14 protein-coding genes are annotated in these 12,119 nt (G+C 62.9%); 7 read left to right on the top strand and 7 right to left on the bottom strand.

All coding sequences use genetic code 11. The features are described from left to right. Window positions 1-61 precede the first annotated feature (61 nt). A complete protein-coding gene (locus JL2886_RS18025; RefSeq protein ID WP_065273258.1) occupies window positions 62-1,393 on the bottom strand; it encodes a DEAD/DEAH box helicase in 1,332 nt (443 codons plus the stop codon). A gap of 364 nt (window positions 1,394-1,757) precedes the next feature. On the opposite strand from JL2886_RS18025, the gene JL2886_RS18030 reads away from it, so the two are divergent. The 3 genes from JL2886_RS18030 (at window position 1,758) to eno (ending at window position 4,638) form a co-directional block, all read left to right on the top strand. Continuing rightward, the gene (locus JL2886_RS18030; protein WP_065273259.1) at window positions 1,758-2,171 is read left to right on the top strand and encodes a Fur family transcriptional regulator; all 414 of its coding nucleotides are present in this window, start codon (window positions 1,758-1,760) and stop codon (window positions 2,169-2,171) included. A 150-nt stretch (window positions 2,172-2,321) separates the two neighbouring features. Beyond that, window positions 2,322-3,203, top strand: coding sequence for a DMT family transporter (locus JL2886_RS18035; protein WP_065273260.1), 882 nt, complete (start codon window positions 2,322-2,324; stop codon window positions 3,201-3,203). Between the two features lie 160 nt (window positions 3,204-3,363). Continuing rightward, window positions 3,364-4,638 (top strand): phosphopyruvate hydratase, encoded by a 1,275-nt coding sequence (gene eno, locus JL2886_RS18040; RefSeq protein WP_065273261.1) that lies wholly within the window; start codon window positions 3,364-3,366, stop codon window positions 4,636-4,638. Between the two features lie 71 nt (window positions 4,639-4,709). On the opposite strand, the gene JL2886_RS18045 is transcribed toward eno, so the two are convergent. From JL2886_RS18045 to mazG, 5 genes are all read right to left on the bottom strand, one after another. Next, the gene (locus tag JL2886_RS18045) at window positions 4,710-4,958 is read right to left on the bottom strand and encodes a DUF2798 domain-containing protein (RefSeq protein WP_065273262.1); all 249 of its coding nucleotides are present in this window, start codon (window positions 4,956-4,958) and stop codon (window positions 4,710-4,712) included. Window positions 4,959-5,209: 251 nt separating this feature from the next. Further along, window positions 5,210-5,485, bottom strand: coding sequence for a glycine zipper 2TM domain-containing protein (locus JL2886_RS18050; protein ID WP_065273263.1), 276 nt, complete (start codon window positions 5,483-5,485; stop codon window positions 5,210-5,212). A 139-nt stretch (window positions 5,486-5,624) separates the two neighbouring features. Continuing rightward, the gene (locus JL2886_RS18055; RefSeq protein WP_065273264.1) at window positions 5,625-6,080 is read right to left on the bottom strand and encodes a GNAT family N-acetyltransferase; all 456 of its coding nucleotides are present in this window, start codon (window positions 6,078-6,080) and stop codon (window positions 5,625-5,627) included. Then, window positions 6,077-7,018, bottom strand: coding sequence for a nucleoside hydrolase (locus JL2886_RS18060; protein WP_065273265.1), 942 nt, complete (start codon window positions 7,016-7,018; stop codon window positions 6,077-6,079). The genes JL2886_RS18055 and JL2886_RS18060 overlap by 4 nt, the downstream gene beginning before the upstream one ends. Window positions 7,019-7,050: 32 nt before the next feature. Continuing rightward, window positions 7,051-7,875: a nucleoside triphosphate pyrophosphohydrolase gene (gene mazG, locus JL2886_RS18065; protein WP_065273266.1), complete on the bottom strand. Its 825-nt coding sequence runs from the start codon at window positions 7,873-7,875 to the stop codon at window positions 7,051-7,053. A 62-nt stretch (window positions 7,876-7,937) separates the two neighbouring features. Here mazG and JL2886_RS18070 point away from each other — a divergent pair, with 62 nt between their 5' ends. The 4 genes from JL2886_RS18070 to JL2886_RS18085 all read left to right on the top strand — a co-directional run bounded on the left by JL2886_RS18070 (window position 7,938) and on the right by JL2886_RS18085 (window position 11,653). Then, complete coding sequence (locus tag JL2886_RS18070) at window positions 7,938-9,113, top strand: M20 aminoacylase family protein (RefSeq protein WP_065273267.1); 1,176 nt, start codon at window positions 7,938-7,940, stop codon at window positions 9,111-9,113. A gap of 108 nt (window positions 9,114-9,221) precedes the next feature. After that, window positions 9,222-10,193, top strand: coding sequence for an agmatinase (speB, locus tag JL2886_RS18075; RefSeq protein WP_065273268.1), 972 nt, complete (start codon window positions 9,222-9,224; stop codon window positions 10,191-10,193). A 7-nt stretch (window positions 10,194-10,200) separates the two neighbouring features. Further along, complete coding sequence (speB, locus tag JL2886_RS18080) at window positions 10,201-11,148, top strand: agmatinase (RefSeq protein ID WP_065273269.1); 948 nt, start codon at window positions 10,201-10,203, stop codon at window positions 11,146-11,148. 67 nt (window positions 11,149-11,215) lie between these two features. After that, window positions 11,216-11,653, top strand: coding sequence for a DUF1499 domain-containing protein (locus JL2886_RS18085; RefSeq protein WP_065273270.1), 438 nt, complete (start codon window positions 11,216-11,218; stop codon window positions 11,651-11,653). A 151-nt stretch (window positions 11,654-11,804) separates the two neighbouring features. Here the strand turns inward: JL2886_RS18085 and JL2886_RS18090 are convergent, their stop codons facing one another. Further along, window positions 11,805-12,107, bottom strand: a complete 303-nt coding sequence (locus tag JL2886_RS18090) for a hypothetical protein (protein ID WP_065273271.1) — start codon at window positions 12,105-12,107, stop codon at window positions 11,805-11,807. Window positions 12,108-12,119: the final 12 nt, after the last annotated feature.

Below are 12,119 nucleotides of genomic sequence, written 5' to 3' on the forward strand. Positions count from 1 at the left end.
GAAAACCGCCACGCAATGGCGCGGCGGCTTCCGATTCTTCTGATCTGTTAGCAGCTTTGGCTTAGCTGGAGCGACGGCGCTGGCCGCCTTGTCCGTTGCCCTGGCCGCTGCCACCTTGACCGCCGCTTTGACCCTGGCCACCGCGGCCCCCGCCGCCGCCACGACGCCGACGGTTGCCACCGGGGCGTCCGCCGCCGCCGGGTTTGCCGCCGCCACCCGGGCCGCCACGACGCCCCTTGGGCGCTGCCGGATCGGGCAGCACCTCCCACGGGCGGCCCGAGGCGACCGGAATGGTGATCTTCATGGTCTTCTGGATCGCCTTCAGCTCATCCATCTCGTCCGGTGCGCAGAATGCGACGGCCTGACCGTCCTTGCCCGCGCGTGCGGTGCGGCCGATGCGGTGCACATAGGCATCCGGCACGTTGGGCAGTTCGTAGTTGTAGACGTATTTCACGTCCGGGATATCCAGACCCCGCGCCGCCACATCGGTGGCCACCAGCACCTTGATCTCACCGGACTTGAAGGCGGCAAGGGCACGTTCGCGCTGGCCCTGGCTCTTGTTGCCGTGGATCGCCGCGGCGGCAAAACCCGCCTTGTCCAGCACCCGCATCAGCTTTTCCATGCCGTGTTTGGTGCGGCCAAAGACCAGCGTGCGCTCGTCCTTGTGCTCGGTCAGCAGCTCTTTCAGCAGGCTCAGCTTTTCTGCCTTGGCGATGAAATGCACCGATTGGGTGACCTTGGCCGCCGGTTTGCCCGGAGGGGTCACTTCGATGCGCACCGGGCGCTGCAGGTAGGAGTTGGCGATCTCGTTCATCTGTTTCGGCATGGTGGCAGAGAACAGCATGGTCTGGCGCTCTTCCGGCAGCAGGGCCGAGATCTTGCGCAGGGCGTGGATGAACCCGAGGTCCAGCATCTGGTCGGCCTCGTCCAGCACCAGGAAGTCGCAGGAGCCAAGATCCAGCGCGTTACGGTCCAGAATGTCCAGCAGGCGGCCGGGGGTGGCCACCAGAATATCGGTGCCGCGGGCAATACGCTGGATCTGCGGGTTGATCGAAACACCGCCGACCACCAGGCCGATCTTCATCGGGGAGCCTTCGGTCAGCCCTTTGAGGGTCGCGGCGATCTGGTTGGCCAGTTCGCGGGTCGGCGCCAGAACCAGACCGCGCACGGTCTTGGCCGCCGGTTTGCGGCCATAGTCCTGCATGCGGGTGATCAGCGGAATGCCAAAGGCGGCGGTCTTGCCGGTACCGGTCTGGGCCAAACCTAGTACGTCCTCGCCGTTCAGGGCATGGGGAATGGCGCGCGCCTGAATCGGGGTCGGATCCTTCAGACCCATGTCATCAAGGCGGGCGAGAAGCTGCTGCGGCAGCCCCATAGTCGAAAATTCAGTCACTTGTCGTCCTTTCGCGGCCTTTGCATCACGCAAAAGACCGGTGCCGCAGCTCCGGGACCGCGTCCCGGATTGCGGAGATGGGTGGGGCAGGGACCTCGGGCGGGGGCTGGCCGGATGCCAGGCCGCTGGCCTCTGCAAACGCCCCACGCGTGATTTTGGGAACACGGGCATATCACTAAGACGCCGGGAAATGCCTGCACCTCAGGTGCAACCGGGCCGTCTCTGCTCACGCGGCAGGGATGGATGCCTGACGCCCAAATGGAGGCCCCGGCCCGGAATGTCAATGGGCACGACAGGTGATTTGACGGTTTGCGCCCCGAGCTTGGTTCGTTACACAGGGAGCCCAGAAACGGAGAGGACTGCGATGGCAGAATCGATTATCGCCCGCTGCGAGGCCAAGGGCCTGCGTATGACCGGCCAGCGCCGTGTGATTGCGCGCGCCCTGCAGGACAGCGATGATCATCCGGATGTGGAGGAGCTCTACGCCCGGGCCAGCGCGCTGGATGCCGGGATTTCCCTGGCCACGGTATATCGCACGGTAAAGCTGTTCGAAGAGGCCGGCATTCTGGACCGGCTGGAATTTGGCGACGGCCGCGCCCGTTACGAGGACGCGGACCGCGAGCATCACGACCACCTGATCGACATCAACACTGGTGAAGTGATCGAATTCTGCGACCCCGAGATCGAAGCGCTGCAGGAAAAGATCGCGGCCAAGCTTGGATACCAGCTGAAGGGGCACAAGCTGGAACTTTACGGCGTGCCGACAAAAAAGAGCTGACAAGCCGCATTCATCACGATGCGTGATGATTAACATCACAACATGTTGCGTCATCCTGTCGCGAAACCGCTTGCCGGTGGCGGCAATGCTGGGCATGCCCGGATTTGCAGGGCGCCTATAGCGGGGGCCTGGCACAGGAAGGGCGCGCGCATGAACAACATCAACGGTATTCTTCTGGTCATCGGAGCGATGGCAGCCTTCACCCTGGAGGATATGTTCATCAAGACCCTGTCCGAGGGGCTTCCGGTAGGGCAGATCCTGATCCTTCTGGGGCTCGGCAGCGGCAGCGTCTTTGCAGTTCTGGCGAAATTGCAGGGGCACCGGATCTTTGCCCCGCGCGCCTGGCGCCGGAGGCCGGTGCTGCGCGCCCTGACCGAGGCGCTGGCTGCGGTCAGCTTTGCCACATCGCTGGCGCTGGTGGATATTTCCGTTGTGGCCGCCGTGTTTCAGGCAACGCCTTTGGTCATCACTATGGGCGCGGCGCTGTTTCTGGGTGAGCAGGTCGGCTGGCGGCGCTGGAGCGCGATCCTTGTTGGTTTCGCCGGGGTTCTGATGATCATCCGGCCGGGGCTCAGCGGATTTGAGCCTGCTGCCCTGCTGGTGCTGGTCTCGGTTGGGGCGGTTGCCGCGCGGGATCTGCTGACACGTGTGATGGACAGTGCCGTGCCCTCCACCGTGGTCAGTTTTCAGGCCTTTGCAGCCGTCATTCCGGCGGCGGCGCTGCTCTTGGTGCTGACGCCCGGAGAGGCGCGGGCGCTGGAGGGGGGCGAAACGCTGATGATGCTGGGCGGCGTTCTGTTCGGTGTGTTGGGTTACTACGGTATCGTTTCGGCGATGCGGGTCGGAGATGCCTCGGCTGTGACGCCCTTCCGCTATACGCGGCTTGTCTTTTCGCTGCTGGCGGGCGTCATCATGTTCAACGAACGCCCCGATGCCATGACCCTGGCCGGGGCCGGGCTGATCATCGCCTCTGGCCTATATACCTTCCTGCGCGAACGCCGACTGGCCCGCGCCGTTCCGGCGGCGGCCTGATCAGGCACATCGCCGCAGCTGCAAAACTGTTGGCGCAAACAGCGAATTGTTAGCCCTAACCGGTGAAATAAAGGCGCGTTAGCGATAACGGAAACGGTTTACAATCTGCCCTCGGCTGTTATGACGCTGGCAACCAATTGCCACAGTCAGGAACCGACCGATGAGCACCATTATCGACATTCACGCCCGCGAAATCCTTGACAGCCGGGGCAACCCGACCGTCGAGGTTGATGTGATCCTCGAAGACGGCACCATGGGCCGCGCCGCTGTCCCCTCGGGCGCGTCGACCGGCGCCCATGAAGCAGTGGAAAAGCGCGACGGCGACAAGAGCCGTTACATGGGCAAGGGCGTTCTGGAGGCCGTGGCCGCCGTCAACGGTGAGATCGCCGAAGAGCTGGTCGGCTTTGACGCGACCGAGCAGGTTGCCATCGACAGCGCGATGATCGAACTGGACGGCACCGCAAACAAGGGCCGCCTGGGCGCCAATGCCATCTTGGGCGTATCGCTGGCCGTGGCCAAGGCGGCTGCCGATTTCACCACCCAGCCGCTGTTCCGCTATGTGGGCGGTACCTCGGCGCGGGTTCTGCCGGTGCCGATGATGAATATCATCAACGGCGGCGAACATGCCGACAACCCGATCGACATTCAGGAATTCATGATCATGCCGGTGGCAGCGGAGAATATCCGTGACGCCGTGCGCATGGGCGCCGAAGTTTTCCACACGCTGAAGAAAGAGCTGACCGCAGCGGGCCTCAGCACGGGGATCGGCGACGAGGGCGGCTTTGCTCCCAATATCGCATCGACTCGTGAAGCGCTGGATTTCGTTCTGAAGTCCATCGAGAAGGCAGGCTACCGCCCGGGTGAGGACATTTATCTGGCGCTCGATTGTGCTGCGACCGAATACTACAAGGACGGCAAATACGTCCTGTCGGGCGAAGGCAAGACCCTGTCGAGCGATGAAAACGTCGCTTACCTGTCGGCGCTGGTGAACGATTACCCGATCATCTCGATCGAAGACGGCATGGGCGAAGATGACTGGGACGGCTGGAAAGCCCTGACCGACGCCATCGGCGACAAGGTGCAGCTGGTGGGTGACGATCTGTTTGTGACCAACCCGGCGCGTCTGGCCGAAGGCATCCAGCGCGGCTCGGCCAACTCGATGCTGGTGAAGGTGAACCAGATCGGCTCGCTCACCGAAACCCTGCGGGCCGTCGACATGGCGCACCGCGCGGGCTTTACCAACGTGATGTCGCACCGCTCGGGCGAGACTGAGGATGCCACCATTGCTGATCTTGCGGTTGCCACCAACTGCGGCCAGATCAAGACCGGCTCGCTGGCGCGTTCCGACCGGCTCGCGAAATACAACCAGCTGATCCGCATCGAAGAAGTGCTGGGCGAAGTGGCCGAATACGCAGGCCGTTCGATCCTGAAGTAAGGATCAGGCGACAGATCTGATGAAAGGCCCCGTCGGTATCGGCGGGGCCTTTTGCGTGTCCTGCGGGCGGTTCACCCGGCGCTGCGTGACAGCGTCAGGATGCTGATCAGGCGGCTGGCCAGGAAAAAGGCGAGTGGGCCGACGCCCAGCGACAGGACAAAGGCGATGGGCATCGCGATCACGAACCGTCCCAGCCAGAGACCAACCCATCCGGGCGCAAAGCCGGTGGGAAAGGCGGTGAAGATACCGGTCATCAGAAAGGCCATCATCAGAGCGATGAAGAACTGGGCGAGGATGACTGTCGTTTTGGGGTGAGGCATGAACGCACTCCGTTTTCTATCTGTGTAAACGGGATGCGACGGGTCATTTCACGATATACCGCAGCACCCCGGTGACGGGGACTGCTGCGGGTTCAGGCAGGGATGTCCAGCCTGACTAACTCTTGCAGGCGCCGCTTTAGGGCGGCGTCCCGCAAGGGCCGGGATAACCGGACCGGCCCTGCGTTTTTCAGCGTAAGCCTCGCTAGCACCCGGTCAGGGCACCGGTCAAGGCGCGCGGTGTCAGATTGCGATCAGGGGCAGGGCGCTTCGTAATAGGTGCCGTCGCCGCGGGCATAGGCGCAGGTGTTTGTGGCCTGGTTCTGGGCCACCACGGTGCCAGCTGCCGCACCGGCAAGGGCAGCGATGATGCGCCAGTTCTTGTTGGCATCCAGCGCCTCGGCGGCGATCAGACCGGCAGCGGCGCCGCCGGTGACACCAACGACGGTGCGTTGTTCGGTGGTCAGGTTCTCGCAGCCGGTCAGGGCTAGAACGGCAGCAGCGGCGAGTGCGGTGAGTTTTTCTTTCATCGGACATCTCCTGTCAGTGGTCTGAGGGGGAGTATTGCGCCGATTTCAGCGCCCCGATCTGTTCTGGATCAACTTTTGGGAAAAATCCGAAGGACACGCCCAAAGTGGCGAAAACCTGCCTGATGCGCTGTTTGGGGCCTCAGGGGATGAGTCTCTTGCTCATCAGTATCTCGCCTTCGCGCGGCTGAAAACGGGCGCGGGCGTAAAGGCGCTGTGCCTGTTCATTGGCCTGATCGACGGTGAGGTGCAGCGCCGTGATCCCGGCTTCGGCCAGGGTTTTGGGCAATTCTGTCAGCACTTCGGTGGCAATGCCGCGGCCGCGTACGGCGGGGCGGATGTAGATCTCATCCACCATGCCGTCCATGCCGCCAAAGGCGACCGACCAACTGAAGGTGACCACGATATAGCCAATGGGCGCACGGGTGGGGCCGATAATATAGACTGCGCCATAAGGCATGCCCTCCAGCAGCGGCGCGATTGCCGCTTCGCGCTGCTCGGCGCTGCTGTCGAGGCCCGTCTCCTCGTGGCAGGCCGCAACCAAGGGCAGCAACTTGCCCAGATGCTCGGGCTTGGCAAGATGCAGGGCGGCGCTCATAGCCGGGCCAGACGGTCGGTGATCAGGGCGAAAAAGCCGTCCGCGTCCACATCCCCCATGAACATGGCATTGGGCGCGTGGTCGGTGACGCCCCACCAGTCGGCGACAGTCATGCCGAGGGTCAGCTCCGATCCGGTTTCGACCTGAACGTTCACGTGACGACCTGAAAAGAGATCAGGTTGCAGCAGATGTGCGATGACGCAGGGATCGTGCAGCGGCCCGCCTTCGGAGCCGTATTTGGCCACATCAAACCGTTCAAAGAAGTCCAGCATATCGGCGGTGAAATGACCTGCACGAGTATCCAAAGCGCGGATCGCAGCGACTCGGGGCCGGGTTGCCAGCGCCTTGTGGGTGACATCCAGCGGCATCACAACCAGCGGCACGCCGGAGGTAAAGACGGTCTCAGCCGCCTCGGGGTCGACGTAGATGTTGAATTCGGCGGCGGGGGTGACATTGCCTACTTCGAAATAGGCGCCGCCCATCAGCACGATTTCCTGCACCCGGTCGATGATGTCGGGCGCCTTTTTGAAGGCCGTCGCGATATTGGTCAGCGGTCCCAGCGGGCACAGGGTGACCGAGCCGGGGGCATGGCGGCGCAGGTTGTGGATGATGAAATCCACTGCGTGCCCGTCGGTCAGCGGCAGTTGGGGCTCCCACAGCTCGGGGCCATCAAGACCGGTCTTGCCGTGCACATGTTCCGCCGTCACCAGCGGCCGGGCCAGTGGCGCATCGCAGCCCGCCAGCACCGGCACATCACTGCGCCCGGCGACTTCGCAGATCATGCGGGCGTTCTTCTGCGTGAGCGATAGCGGCACGTTGCCAGCGACGCAGGTGATGCCCAGCACTTCCAGCTCGTCGGGGCTGGCCAGCGCCAGCAGCAGGGCAACGGCATCGTCCTGGCCGGGATCCGTGTCGATGATGATCTTGCGTGCGGTCATGAAAGGTCTTTCTGTATCTCTTTTGGTCACGGTCAGGTGGCTTTGGCGCGCTGGGCTTCCTTTTCGGCATCCCACAGGGCGTCCATCTCTTCAAGCGTGCTGTCCTCGGGGCGTTTGCCCAGATCGGCCAGACGCGCTTCGACGCCTTCGAACCGGCGGATGAATTTTGCGTTGGCGCGGCGCAGGGCGGCCTCGGGCTCCACCCCCAGATGGCGGCCCAGATTGGCCATGACGAACATCAGATCGCCGAATTCCTCTTCCACCGCGTCCTGTGTCAGCTCGTCTCGCGCCTCCACCAGTTCGGCGGCCTCTTCCTGGATCTTGTCGATCACGTGGCTGGCATCGGGCCAGTCGAAACCCACCCGGGCGGCGCGTTTTTGCAGCTTATGCGCCCGCAGCAGTGCGGGTAGACCGACAGCGACGCCATCCAGCGTGCCCTGTTGCGCCTTGCCCGCGCGTTCTGCGGCCTTGATCGCCTCCCAGTCGCGGGTCTGCTGCTCGGGGGATTTATCACGCGATTCGTCACCAAAGACATGCGGATGACGGCTGACCATCTTGTTCGACATGGTGGTGACCACGTCCTGAAAGGTGAAATGCCCGGCTTCCTCGGCCATTTGCGCGTGAAAGACGGATTGGAACAGCAGATCGCCCAGCTCTCCCTTCAGTTCGTCCCAGGCTTCGCGCTCGATCGCATCGGCGACCTCATAAGCCTCTTCGATGGTATAGGGCGCGATGGTGGCGAAATCCTGCGCCACATCCCAGGGGCAGCCCGTTTTGGGATTCCGCAGGGCGCGCATGATTTCTAAAAGTCGTTCGATTCCGGCGGTTTCGTCGTGGATGAGCTCTGTATCGGCCATTGCAGCTGCCTATTGATCGGTGTCAGATGCATCATCCCGAGTCTGACCAAGGAGTCCACCCCATGCCGGTCGTCAACCGCATCGCCGATTTTGCCACTGATATGACCGCATGGCGGCGCCATCTGCACCAGATCCCGGAGCTGGCGCTGGATCTGCCCAAGACCGCCGCCTTCGTGGCCGAGCGTCTGCGCGAATTCGGTGTAGATGAGCTGCACGAGGGCATCGCCCAGACCGGCATGGTGGCGATCATCAACGGGCAGGGGCATGACGCGCCGGATGCGCCGACGATTGGCCTGCGCGCCGATATGGATGCACTGCCCATCCCCGAGGAAACCGGCGTCGAATATGTCTCGGGCCACGCGGGCAACATGCACGCCTGCGGCCATGACGGACACACCACCATGCTGCTGGGCGCAGCGAAATACCTCGCCGAGACGCGTAATTTCAGTGGCCGCGTCGCGCTGATCTTCCAACCCGCCGAAGAGGCCATCGGCGGTGCCCGTATCATGGTAGAAGAAGGCGTGATGGAGCAATTCAACATCGGCGAGGTCTACGCGCTGCACAATCTGCCGGGGCTGGCCGAGGGCAGTTTCCTGACCACGCCGGGGCCGATCATGGCGGCGGTGGATACCTTCCATGTGCGTATTCAGGGGGTTGGCGGGCACGGCGCCATGCCGCACGAGACCCGCGATCCGGTGATGGCGGCCTGCGGCATTGCCCAGGCGATACAGACCATCGTCAGCCGTAATCACTATGCGCTTCAGGATCTGGTGGTCTCGGTCACCCAGATCCATACCGGCACCGTCGACAACGTCATTCCCGACACGGCCTATATCAACGGCACCGTCCGCACCTTTGATCCGGAAGTGCAGGACATGGTGATGCGCCGCATGGAGGAGATCGTGGCGGGGCAGGCGGTCTCTTACGGCGTCGAAGCGACGCTGGATTACGAGGTCGGCTATCCCGCGACCATCAACGATGCGGACAAGGCGGATTTTGCTGTCGGCGTCGCGCGCGAAATCGTCGGCGAGGACCGGGTTGTCCCCGATGCCACCCGCGACATGGGGGCCGAGGATTTCTCTTACATGCTGAACGCGCGCCCCGGCGCCTATCTGTATATCGGCCAAGGCGATACCGCCGGGCTGCACCACCCCAAGTATGACTTTAATGATGCCATCGCACCCGTCGGGGCGTCCTTTTTCGCCCGTCTGGTGGAGCGCGCACAACCCGCAGCGTGACTGGCTTGCAAGGGCGGGTATTCATACCACCCTCAGCAGGTGACAACATAGTTTCAGTCGGGTATTCCCGGCTGAAACGGGGTTAACAACTTGTAACGGGGCAGGCCGATGGCATTGGAAGACGCAAAGACCCAGGTGGATCAGGCTTTCACCCGCGAAGACCTGAAGGGGCTCAGCTATGAGAACACCTTTGGCGGGGCACCGTCCTTTGCGCGCCGCCGCTACACCAAGGATCTAAGCGCCGCGGATATCGCCGTTACCGGCGTGCCCTTTGATCAGGCGGTGACCAACCGCCCCGGCACCCGGCTGGGCCCGCGCGCGATCCGCGAAGCGAGCCTCTTGCAAAGTCCCGATGCCCCCTATGGCTGGGGCTTTGATCCCCTCAGCGAGCTGGCGATTGCGGATTACGGCGATCTGGCCTTTGACTATGCCAATGTCACGGCCTTTCCCGGCACCCTGCAGGCCCATATCAAGGGCATTCTCGACAGCGACACCGCTTCGGTCACGCTGGGCGGCGATCACTACATCAGCTTTCCCATCCTGAAAGCCTATGCCGAGAAATACGGTCCGATCTCGCTGTTGCAGTTTGATGCCCATACCGACACTTGGGCTGATGATGATTTCTCGCGCGTGGATCACGGCACCATGTTCTATAAGGCGGTGAAATCGGGGATCGTGGACCCTGCGACCTCGGTTCAGGTGGGCATCCGCACCACCAACGAGGACACGCTGGGCGTCAATATCATCGACGCCCCCACCGTGCATGAGATCGGCCCGGCAGAGACTGCCCGCCGCATCAAGGACATCCTCGGCGACCGGCCCACCTATCTGACCTTTGACATCGACGGGCTGGACCCGGCTTATGCGCCCGGTACCGGCACTCCGGTCTGGGGCGGGCTGACCTCGGCGCAGGTGGCGCGGATCCTGCGTGATATCGCCGGGATCAACATCAAAGGCGGCGATGTGGTGGAGGTTTCGCCTCCGTTCGATACTACCGGCGCGACGGCGATTGCGGGGGCTCATGTGGCGATGGAAATCATCTGCCTTCTGGGCTGGAATATGACAAAGAAGAATGGCTGAGCAGAGAATGGCAGAGTTCAATCAACCCATCAGTGGCAACGATCTGGCGCGGTTCTCCGGGCCCAATACCTTTATGCGGCTGCCGCAGGCGACCTCGCTGACAGGGCTGGACGTGGCGGTGCTGGGCATTCCGATGGACATCGGCACCTCCTGGCGCTCGGGCACCCGGTTTGGCCCGAAACAGATCCGCTCCGAAAGCGCGATGCTGCGGCCCTATAACATGGCCACCGGCGCGGCGCCCTTTGACAGCCTGAACATCGCCGATATCGGCGATCTGGCGATCAATACCTTTTCGCTGAAGGATTCGCTGCGCATCATTCAGGACAGCTATGCGGCGATCCTGACCGGTTCGGCCATCCCCGTTGCCATGGGCGGTGATCATTCCATCACCCTGCCGATCCTGCGCGCCATCGCCGCGAAATTCGGTCCCGTGGCGCTGGTGCATGTGGATGCCCACGCTGACGTCAACGACGAGATGTTCGGCGAGAAGGAAACCCATGGCACCGTCTTCCGCCGCGCCTATGAAGAAGGGCTGATCGTGCCCGACAAGACCTATCAGATCGGCATTCGCGGCACCGGCTATTCGGCACAGGATTTTGCCGAGGCGCAGTCCTGGGGCTTCCAGCATTTCCCGGCGCAGGAGCTGTGGGGGCGGCAGCTGCATAACATGGGTGCGGAAATTCGTCGCGATATCGGCAATAGGCCGGTCTACGTGACCTATGATATTGATAGTCTTGATCCGGCCTATGCGCCGGGCACCGGCACGCCTGAAATCGGCGGGCTGACGACACCGCAGGCGCTGGAGCTGATCCGATCCCTGAAGGGGCTCAATATCGTGGGCTGCGATCTGGTCGAGGTGTCGCCGCCCTATGATGCATCGGGCAACACGGCGCTGACAGCGGCGAACCTGCTGTACGAATTGATGTGCGTGCTGCCGGGTGTGAAGACGAAATAGGCAACCTCAGCCGCGGCGCAGGGCACCGCGGTCTGCGGTGACAGCAAACGGGGCGGGGGGAGACCAGATGGGACGTGTTATGCTGCTTGGGTGGATCGTTCTTGCTGCTGTCGTTGTGGTGCTTGGCTTCATCCGGTTGGCGCCCTCTGATCCCTTGGACTGGAACACCCAGCCGGAACTGTCCGAGGACAAGGAATTTCGCGGTGGTATCTTCCGGGTGGTGAACACAGGCCCGGACGGGCTGCGCCGGTTCGACCGTATCGCCGGGCAGGCGCCGCGCACGCAATTGCTCGCTGGCTCGGTCGAGGACCAGATGGTGACTTATGTTACCCGGACCAAGCTGTTCGGATTTCCCGATTACACCACGGCCCGGCAGGATGGGGAGTTGCTGAAGGTCTACGCTCGGCTGCGCTTTGGCCGCTCCGATCTGGGCAGCAACAAGGCCCGGATCGACAATTGGTTGTCGCAGATGGAGATGGCGGGCGACACTGCTGCGGTGGACTAGGAAACCCGCAGTTTTTTCAACCGGCAGCGATGCTCAACAAGTAGGGGGAGGCGCTCCCGCCCGTCGCAGGCGCATTGTGAAATGCGCCGCTCCCGTTGGGCCGGGCGCCGCACCAAGGTGCGGCGTGCGCGCGATTTGGCTGGTCTTGCGCCTAAAGCCTTGGCAGCGGGTGGTCTGTTTCGGTTTGCGGCAACTGTGCGCCGTTCAGCGCGGCCGAAGGGCAGGCCGACTGGACCTCGCGCCACATGGGTACGTTCAGGGACATCTGGCATTGCGCCATGAAGCTGCGCCCATCGACCGAGAGACAGCGAAACTCGCCTAGCTCGACTCGGCTGCCGGATTTGTCGGTGCAATAGCAATCGAGCACCTTGCCGCCCGGACCGGTGACATCCGCATGCAGGGGCAGGGCGGTGCCGATCAGCGCGGTTGCGATAAGGAGACTGGTATAATGCATGCCCCTAGCATA

This window comes from Phaeobacter gallaeciensis, from assembly GCF_001678945.1.
In the GTDB taxonomy this organism is placed as follows: domain Bacteria; phylum Pseudomonadota; class Alphaproteobacteria; order Rhodobacterales; family Rhodobacteraceae; genus Phycobacter; species Phycobacter gallaeciensis_A.

What these genes read in the sequence shown, in the direction of transcription:
- JL2886_RS18030 (WP_065273259.1), top strand. Translation starts at nt 1,758, where the DNA reads ATGGCAGAATCGATTATCGCCCGCTGCGAGGCCAAGGGCCTGCGTATG.
- JL2886_RS18035 (WP_065273260.1), top strand. Translation starts at nt 2,322, where the DNA reads ATGAACAACATCAACGGTATTCTTCTGGTCATCGGAGCGATGGCAGCC.
- eno (WP_065273261.1), top strand. Translation starts at nt 3,364, where the DNA reads ATGAGCACCATTATCGACATTCACGCCCGCGAAATCCTTGACAGCCGG.
- JL2886_RS18045 (WP_065273262.1), bottom strand. Translation starts at nt 4,958, where the DNA reads ATGCCTCACCCCAAAACGACAGTCATCCTCGCCCAGTTCTTCATCGCT.
- JL2886_RS18050 (WP_065273263.1), bottom strand. Translation starts at nt 5,485, where the DNA reads ATGAAAGAAAAACTCACCGCACTCGCCGCTGCTGCCGTTCTAGCCCTG.
- JL2886_RS18055 (WP_065273264.1), bottom strand. Translation starts at nt 6,080, where the DNA reads ATGAGCGCCGCCCTGCATCTTGCCAAGCCCGAGCATCTGGGCAAGTTG.
- JL2886_RS18060 (WP_065273265.1), bottom strand. Translation starts at nt 7,018, where the DNA reads ATGACCGCACGCAAGATCATCATCGACACGGATCCCGGCCAGGACGAT.
- mazG (WP_065273266.1), bottom strand. Translation starts at nt 7,875, where the DNA reads ATGGCCGATACAGAGCTCATCCACGACGAAACCGCCGGAATCGAACGA.
- JL2886_RS18070 (WP_065273267.1), top strand. Translation starts at nt 7,938, where the DNA reads ATGCCGGTCGTCAACCGCATCGCCGATTTTGCCACTGATATGACCGCA.
- speB (WP_065273268.1), top strand. Translation starts at nt 9,222, where the DNA reads ATGGCATTGGAAGACGCAAAGACCCAGGTGGATCAGGCTTTCACCCGC.
- speB (WP_065273269.1), top strand. Translation starts at nt 10,201, where the DNA reads ATGGCAGAGTTCAATCAACCCATCAGTGGCAACGATCTGGCGCGGTTC.
- JL2886_RS18085 (WP_065273270.1), top strand. Translation starts at nt 11,216, where the DNA reads ATGGGACGTGTTATGCTGCTTGGGTGGATCGTTCTTGCTGCTGTCGTT.
- JL2886_RS18090 (WP_065273271.1), bottom strand. Translation starts at nt 12,107, where the DNA reads ATGCATTATACCAGTCTCCTTATCGCAACCGCGCTGATCGGCACCGCC.